This window comes from Corynebacterium sp. MSK150 (genome assembly GCF_030229215.1).
Lineage (GTDB): Bacteria > Actinomycetota > Actinomycetes > Mycobacteriales > Mycobacteriaceae > Corynebacterium.
In genome coordinates this window covers 1-16,342 of the sequence record NZ_JASPHM010000010.1, presented here as the reverse complement: position 1 = coordinate 16,342, position 16,342 = coordinate 1, and the positions used below count along the sequence as shown (strand labels likewise).

Here is a 16,342-nt window from a genome sequence, read left to right as displayed (position 1 = left end):
CACGATGGGGTTCTCCTCCGTGTTTATTTGTTTTTGCGCTGTTTCTTGGTGCGGTTGTCCTTCTTGCGGGCACCCGGCTTAGGCGCGGAAGTGCGCTTGGCCTCAACCTTAGCGGCTTCCTCTTCTTCTTCCTCGCGGTCCATCTTGGCATAGACGATGCGGGTTTGGAAGAAGGTCCAGACTGTATTGGCCATCATGTAGAACAGCAAACCAATCGGCCAGATGAAGCCGGAGAAGACCAGCATGGCCGGCATGACCCACAGCATCATCTTGGACATCATGGCCATCTGCTGCTGCATCATTTCCGCATTTTGCCCCTGCGGTGCTTGGGTCTTGCCCGCGGCGCGGCGCTTTTCCTGACGGTTCAGGCTCATGCGGGCGTTGAAGTGTGTCATGACCGCAATGATGGCGATCATCGGAACGATGATGACGGCTGCCTGGGTGGTGGTTACGCCCTCCACAATCGGCGAGTTCAAGCGCAGGTTGGTCACCAGCGGAACATCAAAGATCTTGGCATCCAAGAACTGCTGGACTAGGTCCGGCTTGAAGATGTAGTTCGCGGTATTGGCGTTATCCTCAACGGACATTGGGTCGCCACTGGGGTGGCCAAAGCCACCGGCTACCGCAACGGTGCGGTCGAAGGACCGCAGCACGTGGAACAAACCAACGAACATTGGAATCTGCACGAAGACTGGCAGGCAGCCGGCCATCGGACGAACGCCGGACTCCTTGTAGACCTTCTGCATTTCCTGCGCGGCCTTGGTTTGGTCATTGCCGTACTTCGCGCGGATTTCCTGCACCTTAGGCTGGATTTCCTGCATCTTGCGCGAGGAACGAATCTGGCTGATGGTCGGCTTGACCATTAGTGCCTTAAGCGTCCAGGTCAGCAGCACAATGGCCAGAATCCAGGTAATGCCCCAGGCAGGGTCCATTACGAGGGACAGCAGCCAGTGCCAGAACCACAAAACGGCCGAAATTGGCCAGTAAATGAAATTAAGCACGAGTGTATAATCCTCAATTGTTGTTGGTACCCGGGACCGGATCGAATCCACCCGGATGCCAGGGGCCGCATTTGCAGACCCTGGCTATTGCCATCGCCGTACCCTTGATTGCGCCGTGTTGAGAAAGCGCCTCTAGGGCATAAGCACTGCATGTCGGCTCGAACCGACAGGTCGATACCATTTTAAGGCCAGAGACATACTTTTGGTAGAAACGAACCACTTTGACCATTGGTTTGGCCAATCCTCTGGCTGGGGGAATTTCCTCCCCGCGGGAATTTAGATATCCCATTGCTTGCGCAGCGCTTTGGCAAGATCTTTTTCTAATTGCTCACTGCTAGCAGTGGCGCTGGCGGGCAAGGCACGGATAACAACGTCCACGCTGGCGGGCAGCTTGGGAATGAATGTCATACACACATGGCGAAGCCGCCGGGAGGTGCGGTGGCGAACCACTGCATTCCCGACGGCTTTAGAAACAATCAGCCCAAATCGCGGCCCAGTGGCGGCGATATCGGCTGCCTTGTCCGTACCTGCGTTGTCGCGCGCATGCACGACGACCGTACGAGTGCCCGCCCGGCGACTACCCTTCATCGTGCGCCGAAATTGCGTCGGCGACGTGAGCTTGTGCTGGGCTGGAAGCATAACTTATGCAGTCAGCTTTGCGCGGCCCTTCTTGCGACGAGCTGCAACAATGGCGCGACCTGCACGGGTGCTCATGCGGGTGCGGAAACCGTGCTTGCGAGCACGACGACGGTTGTTCGGCTGGAACGTGCGCTTACCCTTTGCCACGTTAATTCTCCTTGAAGTTGTGCGTAGGCACACCACCGCGATGCAGCGGCACGCCCACTGATGAATAGATTCCATGAACCTGACGCATCACAGTCTCTCCGGTGCACGGCGAGCCGACGGGCCCAGCCGGTGCGAGGTGACGCTGTCACTTTCACGCGCAACTCTTTGTTGCAATAGACCATGCCAGATTACGTGATTTCTGCCGCCGGGAACAAATCGACACCCGGGTACACCCGAAATTACATAAATGTTTTTTCCTGCAGCTAGAGGGCCAGATTCTGCGCTCTTGCTGCACCTAATCCATCACGCAGTAAGACCCACCCCAACCCACACCCGGGTGGTGAATTTTTCTCGCTAGACACACCCGCCGTTTCGGCGGTAGAACAGAAGAATCAAATTCCACAGCCCAATCGGTCATGTGGATAACTCTAAATCAACGCTTGAGACTTTTGTAGTTTCCGCAGCGTAGGGCCACAAACTGACCAATGAAGAGTTATCCACAGTCATGAACTAAGCTGTGAATAACTATTTCATCCACACCTGTGGATAACTCTGTGGAGATCGAGGTGACTCGATAAAAACCGATGTGAAAACCACGGTGGAATCCGCAGTGAAAATTGTTATTCAATGTCCACCCGTCCCCGACTAAATTCCACAAAGGTAGCCTGTTGTGACTGACCCACAAGCGAACCTGCATGCCGTTTGGCGCGCGGTCGTTGATGACCTGCTCGCACAATCCGAGCAACCCAATTCCGAGGTCCCCAGTTTTTCGCACTCACAGCGCCTTTACCTCCAACTGGTTCGCCCCATCATGATGGTTGAGGGCTACACCCTCGTTGCCGCCGAAAACCTGGATGCCAAAAATGTGGTCGAAAATGAGTTGGGCGAGCACATTGCCAAGGCATTAACCCGCCACCTAGGCCGACCGTGTTCCTTTGCGGTTACCCTTGCCACCCCACAAGAGCCACAGCCGCCGGCCGCGGAGCCTGCACCACAGCCAACACCCCCTCAACAACAGCAACCGTCTCAAGCGCAACCGCCGCAGAACACGGAATCTACCCAGAACTACATTCCGCGCGCACAGCAAACGGATGCCGCTGCACAGCAGGCCCCTTCCCAGAACAATTGGCAGTCGAGTCACGCCCCTGCAAGCCTGGATGAGCTGGCCCAGCACTATAACCAACAGCAGGCAGAAACCGCGGGAAATTTCTCCGGTGCTGCCACCAATTCTGCCCGCATCCCGCGCGAGGCCCCGGCGCACGATCCCAACCGTGAAACTTCCCTCAATCCGAAGCACACCTTCGATAGCTTCGTGATCGGTTCTTCGAATCGGTTTGCCAATGGTGCCGCCGTGGCTGTGGCCGAGAATCCCGCCCGTGCATACAACCCACTATTTATCTGGGGTGGCTCTGGTCTGGGTAAAACGCACCTTTTGCATGCCGCCGGCAATTACGCCCAGGTACTGCATCCGGGTCTGCGCGTGAAGTATGTGTCTTCGGAAGAATTCACGAATGACTATATTAATTCCCTGCGCGATGACCGTCAGGAATCATTCAAGCGGCGCTACCGCAATCTCGACATTTTGATGGTCGATGACATCCAGTTCTTGGAAGGCAAAGAATCCACCCAGGAAGAGTTCTTCCATACTTTCAATGCGCTGCACCAAGCCAATAAGCAGATCATTTTGTCTTCGGACCGCCCACCGAAGCAGCTAACCACGCTGGAAGATCGCCTCCGCACCCGCTTTGAAGGCGGTCTTATCACCGATATTCAGCCGCCAGATCTAGAAACGCGCATCGCGATTTTGATGAAGAAGGCGGCCAATGACGGCACCGAAGTGGATCGCTCCGTGCTTGAGCTCATTGCCTCTCGTTTTGAGTCATCTATTCGTGAGCTCGAGGGCGCACTGATCCGCGTTTCGGCCTATTCCTCCTTGGTGAATGAGCCAATCAACGTGGAGATGGCAGAAATCGCGTTGCGCGATTTGGCCCCAGATTCCGCCGATAGGCAAATCACCGCTACCTCGATCATGGAGGTCACTGCAGAATTCTTCGATATTGATGTAGAGACTCTGCGCGGCGCTGGCAAAAAGCGTGCGGTGGCACATGCACGCCAGTTAGCTATGTATCTGTGCCGCGAGCTCACGGAGCTATCCCTTCCCAAGATCGGTGAACAGTTCGGCGGCAAAGACCACACCACCGTCATTTACGCGGATCGCAAGATCCGCAAAGAGATGACTGAAAAGCGCAATACTTACGACGAGATCCAGGCGCTTACCCAGCGCATCAAGAATCGCGGTCGCGCCTAGATCTCGCCACCTTTTCTACAGCGCCTTCCTTATATAAAGGAGGGCGCTTTTGTCTGCCCTTTGTCACTTCGGGGATTCTGCTCGCACTACTTAAAGGTGAGACCAGAACTACCAGATCAGAGATTCTTGACTGAGACACCGAAACCTGGTTCAAACCGTCCACACAGCCGCCTACACCTTCGTGTAATTCCACAAAGAACCCAGAAGGTCCACGAAAAGTACTCTCTTAACCGCGAAAAGAGTTATCCACAGCGTTATTCACACTTGTGTAATTCCACCTTTGTAATTCGTAGATCTTACTCACAGTATTAAATTCCACAGGCTCTATGCTGGGAGAACCACCCTGTGATCAGCACTGTGTGTAGATCGGTGATCAAATGACAAAACCTGTGGATAAAACGGCGATCCCGTTAGTTGTCCACATTTCGCCCCGATTGATCACAGCAAGATCACAAGAATTGGCACACCCCGGATCTGCGGCTTGAACTTGTCATTTACCTAGTTACCCACAGATCCCACAGCGCTTATTACTACTACTAAATTATTTCTCTGATCTGTATAGAGGAAAGAGGGTGTGTGGAATTCGGCCCGGCCTGCCTTGGGCCAGGCGCCGATCGGGCGGGCAAAGATGGAATTACACGTTGTGGCGCACCGCGCCCGATGCGGTAAGTTGGAAGCCAGTCTTTTGTAAGTAACAAATTTCCTACTTGCCTCAGAGGAGCTCTTCGCACCATGGATGAAGCCGTGTCATTTCGCGTTGCCAAAGATGACCTTGCCAACGCCGTAGCGTGGGTTGCTCGCAGCCTGCCGTCCAAGGTCACCCAGCCCGTGCTCCGCGCGATGCTGATCACCGCGGATGACAATGGTCTTGAGTTCACTGGTTTCGATTATGAGGTTTCTACCCGCGTCCGCATTGCCGGCATGGTGGATGAACCCGGACAGATCGCGGTAGCCGGCAAGCTCCTATCTGACATCGTCGCTTCCCTACCGAACAAGGAAGTGGAGATCTCCCAGGTAGATTCCAAGGCACTGGTTACTTGTGGTTCTTCCCGCTTTGAGCTGCCACTGATCCCTCTGGATGATTACCCGCAGCTTCCGGTCCTGCCGGAGGTTACCGGCACCATCCAGCCGCAGCTATTCGTCGAGGCCATCCACCAGGTCGCCGCCGCGGCCGGCAAGGATGACACCCTGCCCATGCTCACCGGTGTGCACATGGATATCCGTGGCAAGGACATCGAGATGACGGCAACGGACCGCTTCCGCCTGGCCATGCGCACCTTGGAATGGGAACCGAAGTCGCCGGATGTAGAAGCGAAACTCTTGGTGCCGGCGAAGACCCTGCAGGAAACCGGTCGTTCCTTGGATCCGCACCTGAATATCCCAGTGGAAATCGCTGTGGGCACCGATGACAATATTGGTGCAGATGGCCTCTTTGGCCTGCACGCGGATAATCGCGAGACCACCACGCGCATGCTGGATGCGGACTTCCCTAATGTGCAGCCGCTGCTGCCGAAGAACCACACCAATATTGCCTCCATTGAGGTCGCTCCGCTTCAAGAAGCAATTCGCCGCGTGTCTTTGCTGACGGATCGCAACGCGCAAATTCGGATGGAATTCGCCGATGGCCAGGTGACCCTTTCCGCCGGTGCGGATGCTGGTAACGCCACCGAGACCCTGCCGTGTGCATTCCATGGCCGCGATGAATTCCTCATCGCCTTCAATCCGGGCTACCTCAAGGATGGCTTGGGGGTCATCAATACCGACCGCGTGGTCTTCGGCTTTACCGAGCCTTCGCGCCCTGCCATCATGATCCCAGAACCGGAAGAGCTGCCTGAGGCCGATGAAGATGGCAACTTCCCCACGCCGGAGACCAACTTCACCTACCTGCTCATGCCGGTTCGCCTGCCGGGCTAATGTACGTCAGGGATCTCGATGTTCGGGATTTTCGCTCGTGGCCCGAACTTAATGTGCAGCTAGGGCCGGGGATCACCCTTTTTGTCGGGCGCAATGGCTTTGGCAAGACCAATATCGTCGAGGCCATTGGCTATACCGCCCACCTTTCCTCCCACCGCGTTTCCCACGATGCACCGCTGGTGCGCCAGGGCGCGGACAGCGCGCGGGTATCCATTACCGCGGTGAACCAAGGCCGCGAGCTTACTACCCATTTGCTGATTAAGCCCCACGCAGCCAACCAAGCGCAGATTAATCGCACCCGCCTGCGCAGCCCTCGTGAGTTGCTGGGGGTGGTAAAAACTGTGCTCTTTTCCCCGGAGGACTTGGCCCTGGTGCGCGGGGAGCCGGCTGGGCGCCGCGCCTACCTCGATAGCATCATTGCCTCGCGGACTCCGCGTCTAGCGGGCGTGAAGGCCGACTATGACAAGGTGCTCAAGCAGCGCAACGCCCTGCTGAAATCGGCCTCCGGCAGCCTGCGCCGCGGCTATTCCGATAGCGATGGCGCCGCTGCGTTGGCCACCTTGGATACCTGGGATGCGCAGCTTGCCCGGCTCGGCGCCCAGGTGATTGCCGCCCGCCTTGCGCTTGTCGACGCCCTCTTGGACCACATCCCCGCCGCCTATTCCGGCCTAGCGCCAGAATCGCGGCCGGCGCACGTGGAGTATAAGTCCACGATCGATACCTCCGATCGCGAGGTGCTAGAGGCCGTGCTGCTCACCGAGTTGGCCGCCGCCCGGCAGCGCGAGATCGAACGCGGCATTTCCCTGGTGGGTCCGCACCGCGACGATCTGGTGCTTAACCTGGGCGATCAGCCGGCCAAGGGCTTTGCCAGCCACGGCGAGACGTGGTCTTATGCCATCGCGCTGCGCCTGGCGGAATTCAACCTCCTGCGCCAGGAGGGAGGATCCGATCCGGTGCTCATCTTGGACGATGTCTTTGCCGAGCTCGATGCCAAGCGCCGCAAGCAGCTGGTCCACTTGGCCGCCGAGGCGGAGCAGGTGCTCATCACCGCGGCCGTGGATGAGGATTTGCCCGGAAACTTGGAACCCATCGTGCGCTACCGCGTGAGCGTAGAAGATACCGAGACCGGTCGCATTTCCAAGCTCAGCGCCGAGGAAGGTGAAGGGAATGAGTGAGGAACAAGGGGGCGTCGGCAAGCAGCGCATCGATCCCGTGACCCAGTACTTTAAGCTGGTTCGGTCCACCTCCAAAAACCCGCCGAAGCTGACCCGCCCGGTGCCGAAGATGCCGGTGCCCTCGCTGGAGAAGGCGCAGAAGCAGGGGTATATGGGCTATCAACGGGGCTTACCCACTGGCCCGGATGGCAGGAAGAAGCGGCGCACCCTGGCCGTGCCGAGCCTGGGATCCCAAATTAACCGCGAGGTGGTCAATCGTGGGTGGGAGCATGATCTGGCTAATGGCTGGGTGATGGGCAATTGGGAGCATCTGGTGGGCGAGCGCATTGCCGCGCATACGCAGCCGCAGCGGATTAAGGACAAGATTGTCTATGTATCCTGTGATAACTCCACGTGGGCAACGGAGCTGCGCTACCTGCAGCGCCAAATCCTGCGGAAAATCTCTGATCGCCTAGGCCCCGATGTCATTGTGGAACTGCGGATTCACGGGCCGAAGCAAAGGCGCAATTATGAGGGGCGGCAGTGGGTCAAACCGCAAGGATCACAAGATACATACGGCTAATAGGTTGAGGTTTACTCAGACCTGCACAATGCAAATAACCTCAGAGCGCGCCAGATTCCTATCTCTCACGGGTGTGGGGTGTCTTTCAGTAGGGGGTATCCGTGTAGAATAGTCAAGGTCTTAGAATTAGCTATAGCCAAAAGGAGAGCACGAATCCGTGGCTGAAGAACACGCATATGATGCTGGGTCAATTACGATCCTGGAGGGCCTCGAGGCCGTCCGTAAGCGCCCCGGCATGTACATTGGTTCGACCGGTTCGCGCGGCCTGCACCACCTCATTTGGGAGATTGTTGATAACTCCGTCGATGAGGCCATGGCCGGCTACGCCGATAAGGTTACCGTCAAGCTGCTGGAGGATGGCGGCGTAGAGGTCATCGATAATGGCCGTGGCATTCCGGTAGAAATGCACGCCTCTGGTGCACCTACCGTCCAGGTGGTCATGACCCAGCTGCACGCCGGCGGTAAGTTCGACTCCGATTCCTACGCCGTTTCCGGCGGCCTGCACGGCGTCGGCATTTCCGTGGTGAACGCGCTATCTACCCGCGTGGAGGCGGAGATCAAGCGCGACGGCAAGCACTGGTACCAAAACTTCCAGAACGCCATCCCGGACGAGCTCGTTGAGGGTGGCAATGCCCGCGGCACGGGCACCAAGATCCGTTTCTGGGCGGACCCGGAAGTTTTTGAAACTACCGAGTACGATTACGACACTATTTCGCGCCGCCTGCAGGAAATGGCCTTCCTGAATAAGGGCCTGAGCATTGAGCTCATTGATGAGCGCGTCACCGAAGAGCAGATCGAGCTGGAAGAAATCGCCGATGCAGAATCCGGCGAGACCAGCGCGGATGAGACCTCCTTCGATGATGCCCCGGACGCCGGCGATACCTTTAACGAGGAATCCGGCGAGGCAAAGGATGCTGCGGCAGAAAAGAAGCGCCGCAAGAAGGTAACCTTCCACTACCCGGATGGTTTGACCGACTACGTCAAGTACCTCAATAAGTCCAAGACCGCGATCCACCCGACCATCGTTTCCTTCGATGCCAAGGGCGAGGATCACGAGGTAGAGGTAGCGCTGCAGTGGAATCAGGGCTATAAGCAGTCCGTGCACACCTTTGCCAATACCATCAACACCCACGAGGGCGGCACGCACGAAGAGGGCTTCCGTGCGGCTCTGACCTCCCTGATGAACCGCTACGCCAAGGAGCATAAGCTCCTCAAGGAAAAGGACGGCAACCTTTCCGGCGATGACTGCCGCGAAGGCTTGGCGGCCGTCATTTCCGTCAAGGTGGGCGACCCGCAGTTCGAGGGCCAGACTAAGACCAAGCTGGGCAATTCCGAGATCAAGGGCTTTGTCCAGCGCGCGGTCAACGAGCACGTCAATGACTGGTTCGATGCCAACCCGGCTGAGGCCAAGGCCATCATCAATAAGGCCGTGTCCTCCGCGCATGCTCGCATGGCTGCCCGCAAGGCTCGCGAGATGGTGCGCCGCAAGTCCGCCACCGACCTCGGCGGCCTGCCAGGCAAGCTTGCAGATTGTCGCTCGAAGGATCCGAAGATTTCTGAGCTCTACATCGTGGAGGGTGACTCCGCAGGTGGCTCCGCTAAGGGTGGCCGCGATTCCATGTTCCAGGCCATCCTGCCGCTGCGCGGCAAGATCCTGAACGTGGAGAAGGCCCGCATGGATAAGGTCCTCAAGAACGCCGAGGTCCAGGCGATTATTACCGCACTGGGTACCGGCATCCACGAGGAATTCGATATCAAGAAGCTGCGCTACGACAAGATCGTGCTTATGGCCGATGCCGACGTGGACGGCCAGCACATTGCCACGCTGCTTCTGACCTTGCTCTTCCGCTTCATGCCGCAGCTGGTTGAGGATGGCCACGTGTTCCTGGCTAACCCGCCGCTGTACAAGCTCAAGTGGTCTAAGGGTACTCCGGGCTATGCTTTTTCCGACGCCGAGCGCGATAAGCTGCTGGTCGAGGGCCTGGAGCAAAACCGCAAGATCAATAAGGATGACGGCATCCAGCGCTACAAGGGTCTGGGCGAGATGAACGCCGCAGAGCTGTGGGAGACCACGCTTGACCCGAGCACCCGCATCCTGCGCCGCGTGGATCTGGAAGACGCGCAGCGTGCCGATGAGCTCTTCTCCATCCTCATGGGTGATGATGTCTCGGCTCGCCGCTCCTTCATTACCCGCCGCGCGAAGGACGTCCGCTTCCTGGATATCTAAAGCGCAGCATGAAGCCCACCGTGGAACTACCGCGGTGGGCTTTAATTGTGGCGTCGGAAAGCACTGGGCCTAGGTCTGGGAGCTGCGCTGATCCGCTATGGCGAATCCTAGAGAAGCGAGGCACATGGCGAGGATGACGCCGAAGCCGGTGATGATGGACAGCGGCCAGTCCGCGCTCGTTCCGTGCAAGGTGGCAAAAACGATGGCCGTAATTACGGCAAGTCCAATGGCCGTACCGATGCGCTGGCCGGTTTGGAGGACGGCGCCGGACGATCCGGCGTAAGCCTGTGGAACATGCGCCAAGGTGAGCGTTTGGTTGGGGGAGATGACCGAGCCTTGCCCGCCGCCAACAAAGGCCAGCGAAAGGACCATCCACCATTCACTAGCGCCCCATTGCTCGGTGGCCCAGATAAGCGCAATTGTGGCCACTAGACCGAAGATGGTCACCAGCATGCCAAGTACCACGACCTTGCGCCCATAAACGGAAACGGATCGGCCGGCCAGTGTGGCAGATATCGAGCTCAACAAGGCAGCCGGAATGCCTACGGAGCCGGCCGCCAGGGCAGAGTGTCCGAGTCCGCTTTGGAAGTAAAGTGCCACGAGTACCCAAATGCTGGTAATGCCCATAAACCACAAGGTGGCGATGATGGTGCCATTGCGAAAACTCGGGGTAGCGAAGATAGTGAGATCCACCATCGGCGGATGGCCGGTGGCCTTGTGGCGGCGCTCCCACAGCACCCATCCCACAAGGAGGACGGCGCCCAGCAGTAGGAGCCACCATACAGCCGGGGAGGCGGAGGATTCCATGAAGGGGAAGAGGATGGCCCACACCGCAGCGCCGAGAATCACCGCACCGATGGGATCCAGGGTGGCGAGGGCCTTGAAGATGCCCAGTTTATTGCCGTTTTCATCGCGCACGCGGGAAAACAGCGGCCGCGGAAACCACAGCAATCCTAAGATGATGGCAATAAGGCCGACGGGGAAATTGACCAGCATGGTCAGCCGCCAGCCTAGGTCCGCGCCGCCGAGGCGGATGAGCAGGCCGCCCAGTACCGGTCCGATGGCCACGGCGATGCCCACCGTGGAGCCAAAGTAGCCGAAGGCGCGGGCGCGCTCCGGACCGCGGAAGTATTGCTGGATCATGCCCACGCCCTGCGGATTGAGCAGCCCAGCGCCTATGCCTTGAATAAAGCGGGCGGCGTTGAGCGCTTCCGCGTTGGGGGCAAAACCGGCCACAGCGGCGCTGAGGGAATAGATGGCGATGCCCGCTAGAAAGATGCCGCCGCGGCCGACGAGATCTCCCGCGCGGCCGGCCGCCACGAGGATAACGCCGAAGGTGAGCGCATAGCCGGAGAGCACCCATTGCACATCAGACTCAGAGGCTCCCAGGCCCGATTGAATCGAGGGCAGGGCTACGTTCACGATCGACACGCTCAGCAGGGACATGAAGAGTGCCGTGAGCAAAACGATAAGTACCCGCCAGCGGGCGGGATCTTGGCCGGCGGGGTACTCGGTCTGGTTAGCTGCGGAAGTAGTCACTTCCACACTTATACTCTGCGGTTTGTTCTAGGTTCAAGCGTGCGGAAACTACATGTGTTTTTGCAGCACGCGGCCGAAATCCGGGACCGCAGGAGTGAGGAATTCCGAGGCCTTACCGCGCAAGGAGTTATAAGGCTTAGACAGCGCGGGGGAGTTAATCTGCTCGGCGTGCTTATCGGCCACCGACATGATGGAATCGCTCACCTGGGCGCTGCGCGGCTCCAGGAAGGAACCGAAATCCTGCTCGGAGGTTTCCGAAAATTCCTGCCAGTGTGGATCCAGGGCATCGAGGACATCCGGCAGCACGCGGCCCAGGGCCTTGGTGATGATGGCGGAGTCGACCTTCTTCGCGGCGGCGACGGCGCCCTTGAGCGCCATGCCGGTAATGCCCGACTGCTTGGCGACGACCCCCTCAACCAGCTCGCCGCAATCGTTAATCACCGCAGTGCGCTGCGGACCTGACATAAGTTCAGAAAGATGTGCCATGCTGCACCACCTTACGCGAATTAGGCGGGCTGTCCCGGCAGGCCAGGGAGGTTGGCCTGAATGGCAGCAATCTGATCGGCGATCTGGCCCAGGCCGGCATCGCGTGCAGCCTTCTCCACATCCACGTTAGGGGAGTACAGCGCCACGGCGCTGGCCAGCGCGGTGACGCCAGCGGCCGCTGCGGTGATAATCAGGGTGAGATCCAGCTGGGAAGAGCCGGTAGAGGAACCACCAGTCTGTCCCTGCTCAAAGTTCGGATTTACCTGGTCTTTCCAGGAATCTGCCTCAGCTGCAGTAGCAATCGGAGCAGTGATGGCGGTGGCAGCTAGCGCCACGGCGGTAAGGCTCGAGGCGGCGATCTTTTTGACGTGGGACATGGTGGTAGTTCCTTTCTTGGGTCACTATCCCTAGTAACTTAGGTAACTTCTTTAACACTAAGGTAGACGCGCGCGCTGAACTTTGCGAACTCTGCGTTATACCCGCTCAGCGCCGGCACGCGGGCTAATACCTCTGCCATGGCGCGGGCAGCATCGCGGTGGTTGTCATGAATGGCTATTCCCTCCACCTTGGCGGTGCTGGCAGCTGCCGCGGCCGCTAGGGCGGCGAAGTTGGTGATGCGGACGTTAAAGCGAGCGCAAAACTCGCGGGCCAAGAGGTAGAGCTGTTCAGTAGTCATGCTCGCCTAGGACTGTGCGGGCCGGGCACGGCGGATTTCCGCCTCCAGCTCAGCGCGGCCGGGGAGGAGGGCGCGGGCGGTGGACTGCACGTGGGCGTCGGCAAGCGTGCGGGCTGCCGCCGCAACAACGGCGCGCACCACCGCCTCGTGCTTGGAGGTGCCCTGCGCGGAAGCCAGTAGCGTGAGCGCGTGATCCTGTTCGGCCGTAAGTCGCAATGTCATTGCCATGCCTCAGTGATACCACGGTGATACCACTCGTGCGGCAATTCGGGTCCTGAAAGGCGCTAGAGGGTAGAATTTGGCGTTATGAGTGACAATAACGACGATCTTTTTGATCGCATATTTCCCATTGACATTAATGAGGAGATGGAGTCGAGCTACATCGACTACGCCATGTCCGTCATCGTCGGCCGTGCCCTGCCGGAGGTGCGCGACGGCATGAAGCCGGTGCACCGCCGTATCCTCTACGCGATGTTCGATTCCGGTTACCGCCCGGAGCGCGGCTACGTGAAGTCCGCCCGCCCGGTTTCGGACACCATGGGTCAGTTCCACCCGCACGGTGACGTCGCCATCTATGACACCTTGGTGCGTCTGGCCCAGTCCTGGAACATGCGCTACCCACTGGTGGATGGCCAGGGTAACTTCGGTTCCCGCGGCAACGATGGCCCGGCGGCAATGCGTTATACGGAGTGTAAGCTCACCCCGTTGGCCATGGAGATGGTGCGCGATATCCGCGAGAACACCGTGGACTTCTCGCCCAACTACGATGGCAAGACCAGTGAGCCAGACGTCCTGCCGTCCCGCGTTCCGAACCTGCTCATGAACGGTTCTGGCGGCATTGCCGTGGGTATGGCCACCAATATCCCGCCGCATAACCTCAATGAGCTGGCCGAGGCCATCTACTGGATGCTGGATAACCCAGACGCCGATGAAGAGGCTGCGCTGGAAGCCTGCATGGAACGCGTCAAGGGCCCAGATTTCCCCACCGCCGGCCTCATTGTGGGCGATCAGGGCATCAAGGATGCCTACACCACCGGCCGCGGTTCCATCCGCATGCGCGGTGTGACCTCCATCGAGGAGTCTGGCTCCCGTCAGACCATCGTGATTACCGAGCTGCCGTTCCAGGTCAACCCGGATAACCTCATCTCCAATATCGCGGAGTCCGTGGCCAGCGGCAAGATTGCGGGCATTTCCAAGATCGAGGATGAGTCCTCTGACCGCGTGGGCATGCGCATCGTGGTCACCCTGAAGCGCGATGCCGTGGCTCGAGTGGTGCTCAATAACCTCTACAAGCACTCCCAGCTGCAGACCTCCTTCGGCGCCAACATGCTCTCCATTGTTGACGGCGTGCCGCGCACCCTCCGCCTGGATCAGATGCTGCGCTACTACGTGGAGCACCAGATCGAGGTCATCGTTCGCCGTACCCAGTACCGCTTGAACGAGGCCGAGAAGCGCGCCCACATCTTGCGCGGCTTGGTCAAGGCCCTAGACATGCTGGATGAGGTCATCGCCCTTATCCGCCGTTCGCCCACCGTGGACGAGGCGCGCGAAGGCTTGAAGGAGCTTCTCGACGTCGACGATATCCAGGCCGATGCCATCCTCGCCATGCAGCTGCGCAAGCTGGCTGCCCTGGAGCGCCAGAAGATCATCGACGAGTTGGCCGAGATCGAGCGCGAGATCGCTGACCTGAAGGACATCCTCGCCCGCGAGGAGCGCCAGCGCCAGATTGTCCACGATGAGCTGGCAGAGATCGTCGATAAGTATGGCGATGAACGCCGCACCGAGATCATCCCGGCCACCGGCGATGTCACCGATGAGGACCTCATTGCCCGCGAGAACGTCGTGGTCACCATTACCTCTACCGGCTACGCTAAGCGCACCAAGGTGGATTCCTATAAGGCGCAAAAGCGCGGCGGCAAGGGCGTGCGCGGCGCTGAGCTCAAGCAGGACGATATTGTGAAGAACTTCTTCGTCTGCTCCACGCACGACTGGATCTTGTTCTTTACCAACTTCGGCCGCGTCTACCGCCTCAAGGCCTATGAGCTGCCAGAGGGCGGTCGCGCCGCACGCGGCCAGCACGTGGCTAACCTACTGGAATTCCAGCCGGAAGAAAAGATCGCGCAGGTCATTCAGATTCAGTCCTACGAGGACGCTCCTTACCTGGTCCTCGCCACCCAGCAGGGCCGCGTGAAGAAGTCCCGCCTGACCGATTACGAGTCCGCACGTTCCGCTGGCCTTATCGCCATCAACCTCAATGAGGGCGATGCGCTCATCGGCGCACAGCTCGTCTCCGAGGGCGATGACATCCTGCTTACCTCCGAGCAGGGCCAGGCTATCCGCTTTACTGCCGACGACGACCAGCTGCGCCCCATGGGCCGCGCTACCGCCGGTGTGAAGGGCATGCGCTTCCGCGGCGATGACCAGCTGCTATCCATGTCCGTGGTCCACGATGGCGAGTTCCTTCTGGTCGCCACCTCTGGTGGTTACGGCAAGCGCACCGCCATTGAGGAATACACCCCGCAGGGCCGCGGCGGCTTGGGTGTTATGACCTTCAAGTACACCCCGAAGCGCGGCAAGCTCATCGGCGCCATCTCCGTCGATGAGGATGACGAGATCTTCGCCATCACCTCCGCCGGCGGCGTCATCCGCACCGAGGTGGACCAGATTCGTCCGTCCTCCCGTGCGACCATGGGCGTGCGCTTGGTGAACCTGGCTGACGATGTCGAATTGCTTGCCATCGACCGCAACGTCGAAGAAGATGGTGAGGAAGACGCTCAGGCTGTAGCCAAGGGCGAAAAGACCGTGGATGAGGTCCAGCAGGAGCACAAGGCTGGCGATGCTTCCAAGGATGAGGAGTAATTAATGGCACGACGAGACGTAACGATTACGCGAATCTCGCCCACCTCCGCGTTCCGCGTTGGTCTGGCATTGTCACTCGTCGGACTCATCGCCTGGATGCTGGCCGTATGCTTGCTCTACATCGGCCTGAACCAGGTGGGCATTTGGGAATCGCTCAATAGCCTCGTCGGCGGCGTGGGCGGCGGATTCGAGGTCACCTTCGGTGTCATCATCTCCGCCTCCGCGCTCATCGGCGTTATTTTCGCCGTTCTCCTTACGTTGCTGGCACCACTGATGGCGGTTATTTACAACGCCATCGTGGACGTCTTTGGCGGCCTGCGGGTCGACCTAGACAACCGCTAGCGCCTCTCTCGCCATAGCGGATGCCGGCACCTTCGGGTGCCGGCATTTTCCTTTCTTCAGCAGGAATCTTTCTCCTTTGTTTGATGGCGTAAAATGCTCATTGAGCAGGCGATTTGTATAAATCCGGGGATAGTATGTAGAGTTAATTCTCGTTCCGCACAAGGGCCTATAGCTCAGTCGGTTAGAGCGCATCGCTGATAACGATGAGGTCGCTGGTTCGATTCCAGCTAGGCCCACCACGGAACAATGGGGCATTAGCTCAATTGGTAGAGCATCTGCTTTGCAAGCAGAAGGTCAGGAGTTCGATTCTCCTATGCTCCACAGCATGAAGTCCGGCTTCCTCTTCGGAGGGGCCGGACATTTTTTATTTCCGCGGTCGTTCCCAAGCGCGGGTTAAGGGTCAAAATGTGTGTCTGGCTCGGCGTGTCGCGGGGGTTAGATTTGGCCTTTTTGAATGCCGATTGAGT

16 protein-coding genes and 2 tRNA genes are annotated in these 16,342 nt (G+C 58.8%); 9 read left to right on the top strand and 9 right to left on the bottom strand.

Features of this window, described 5'->3' with window-relative positions; genetic code table 11:
- Nucleotides 1–23 precede the first annotated feature (23 nt).
- From yidC to rpmH, 4 genes are read right to left on the bottom strand one after another with little or no spacing between them, the layout of a single operon-like run.
- Complete coding sequence (gene yidC, locus QP941_RS07485; RefSeq protein ID WP_284868569.1) at nucleotides 24–1,001, bottom strand: membrane protein insertase YidC; 978 nt, start codon at nucleotides 999–1,001, stop codon at nucleotides 24–26.
- A 13-nt stretch (nucleotides 1,002–1,014) separates the two neighbouring features.
- Nucleotides 1,015–1,230 carry a membrane protein insertion efficiency factor YidD gene (yidD, locus tag QP941_RS07480; RefSeq protein WP_198492273.1) on the bottom strand — a complete coding sequence of 72 codons (216 nt, stop codon included), beginning with the start codon at nucleotides 1,228–1,230 and terminating at the stop codon, nucleotides 1,015–1,017.
- A 47-nt stretch (nucleotides 1,231–1,277) separates the two neighbouring features.
- Nucleotides 1,278–1,640, bottom strand: a complete 363-nt coding sequence (rnpA, locus tag QP941_RS07475) for a ribonuclease P protein component (protein WP_005326013.1) — start codon at nucleotides 1,638–1,640, stop codon at nucleotides 1,278–1,280.
- Nucleotides 1,641–1,643: 3 nt separating this feature from the next.
- Nucleotides 1,644–1,787: a 50S ribosomal protein L34 gene (gene rpmH, locus QP941_RS07470; protein ID WP_003847033.1), complete on the bottom strand. Its 144-nt coding sequence runs from the start codon at nucleotides 1,785–1,787 to the stop codon at nucleotides 1,644–1,646.
- Between the two features lie 670 nt (nucleotides 1,788–2,457).
- Between rpmH and dnaA the strand changes: the two genes are divergently transcribed.
- The 5 genes from dnaA (at nucleotide 2,458) to gyrB (ending at nucleotide 9,973) form a co-directional block, all read left to right on the top strand.
- Nucleotides 2,458–4,095 carry a chromosomal replication initiator protein DnaA gene (gene dnaA, locus QP941_RS07465; protein WP_284868568.1) on the top strand — a complete coding sequence of 546 codons (1,638 nt, stop codon included), beginning with the start codon at nucleotides 2,458–2,460 and terminating at the stop codon, nucleotides 4,093–4,095.
- 732 nt (nucleotides 4,096–4,827) lie between these two features.
- Nucleotides 4,828–6,009 (top strand): DNA polymerase III subunit beta, encoded by a 1,182-nt coding sequence (gene dnaN, locus QP941_RS07460; protein WP_005325994.1) that lies wholly within the window; start codon nucleotides 4,828–4,830, stop codon nucleotides 6,007–6,009.
- The gene (gene recF, locus QP941_RS07455) at nucleotides 6,009–7,184 is read left to right on the top strand and encodes a DNA replication/repair protein RecF (protein ID WP_005325992.1); all 1,176 of its coding nucleotides are present in this window, start codon (nucleotides 6,009–6,011) and stop codon (nucleotides 7,182–7,184) included. The genes dnaN and recF overlap by 1 nt, the downstream gene beginning before the upstream one ends.
- On the top strand, nucleotides 7,177–7,746 hold the full coding sequence (locus QP941_RS07450; RefSeq protein ID WP_284868567.1) for a DciA family protein: 570 nt from the start codon (nucleotides 7,177–7,179) through the stop codon (nucleotides 7,744–7,746). The genes recF and QP941_RS07450 overlap by 8 nt, the downstream gene beginning before the upstream one ends.
- A gap of 157 nt (nucleotides 7,747–7,903) precedes the next feature.
- The gene (gene gyrB, locus QP941_RS07445) at nucleotides 7,904–9,973 is read left to right on the top strand and encodes a DNA topoisomerase (ATP-hydrolyzing) subunit B (RefSeq protein ID WP_284868566.1); all 2,070 of its coding nucleotides are present in this window, start codon (nucleotides 7,904–7,906) and stop codon (nucleotides 9,971–9,973) included.
- A gap of 69 nt (nucleotides 9,974–10,042) precedes the next feature.
- On the opposite strand, the gene QP941_RS07440 is transcribed toward gyrB, so the two are convergent.
- Genes QP941_RS07440 through QP941_RS07420 form a run of 5 tightly spaced genes read right to left on the bottom strand, consistent with a single transcriptional unit; the run spans nucleotide 10,043 to nucleotide 12,902 of the window.
- Nucleotides 10,043–11,518 carry an MFS transporter gene (locus QP941_RS07440; RefSeq protein ID WP_284868565.1) on the bottom strand — a complete coding sequence of 492 codons (1,476 nt, stop codon included), beginning with the start codon at nucleotides 11,516–11,518 and terminating at the stop codon, nucleotides 10,043–10,045.
- Between the two features lie 42 nt (nucleotides 11,519–11,560).
- Entirely contained in the window at nucleotides 11,561–11,998 is a 438-nt protein-coding gene (locus tag QP941_RS07435) for a DUF6918 family protein (protein WP_284868563.1), read from the bottom strand.
- Between the two features lie 20 nt (nucleotides 11,999–12,018).
- Entirely contained in the window at nucleotides 12,019–12,375 is a 357-nt protein-coding gene (locus tag QP941_RS07430; RefSeq protein ID WP_284868562.1) for a hypothetical protein, read from the bottom strand.
- Nucleotides 12,376–12,413: 38 nt separating this feature from the next.
- Complete coding sequence (locus tag QP941_RS07425) at nucleotides 12,414–12,674, bottom strand: cell filamentation protein Fic (protein WP_239283036.1); 261 nt, start codon at nucleotides 12,672–12,674, stop codon at nucleotides 12,414–12,416.
- A 6-nt stretch (nucleotides 12,675–12,680) separates the two neighbouring features.
- On the bottom strand, nucleotides 12,681–12,902 hold the full coding sequence (locus QP941_RS07420; protein ID WP_150850211.1) for a CopG family transcriptional regulator: 222 nt from the start codon (nucleotides 12,900–12,902) through the stop codon (nucleotides 12,681–12,683).
- Nucleotides 12,903–12,980: 78 nt separating this feature from the next.
- Between QP941_RS07420 and gyrA the strand changes: the two genes are divergently transcribed.
- The 4 genes from gyrA to QP941_RS07400 all read left to right on the top strand — a co-directional run bounded on the left by gyrA (nucleotide 12,981) and on the right by QP941_RS07400 (nucleotide 16,196).
- Nucleotides 12,981–15,533, top strand: a complete 2,553-nt coding sequence (gene gyrA / locus QP941_RS07415) for a DNA gyrase subunit A (RefSeq protein WP_284868558.1) — start codon at nucleotides 12,981–12,983, stop codon at nucleotides 15,531–15,533.
- A 3-nt stretch (nucleotides 15,534–15,536) separates the two neighbouring features.
- Nucleotides 15,537–15,875: a DUF3566 domain-containing protein gene (locus QP941_RS07410; protein ID WP_049378050.1), complete on the top strand. Its 339-nt coding sequence runs from the start codon at nucleotides 15,537–15,539 to the stop codon at nucleotides 15,873–15,875.
- Nucleotides 15,876–16,037: 162 nt separating this feature from the next.
- Nucleotides 16,038–16,114: transfer RNA gene (locus QP941_RS07405), tRNA-Ile, on the top strand.
- 9 nt (nucleotides 16,115–16,123) lie between these two features.
- Nucleotides 16,124–16,196, top strand: a tRNA-Ala gene (locus QP941_RS07400).
- Nucleotides 16,197–16,342 lie beyond the last annotated feature (146 nt).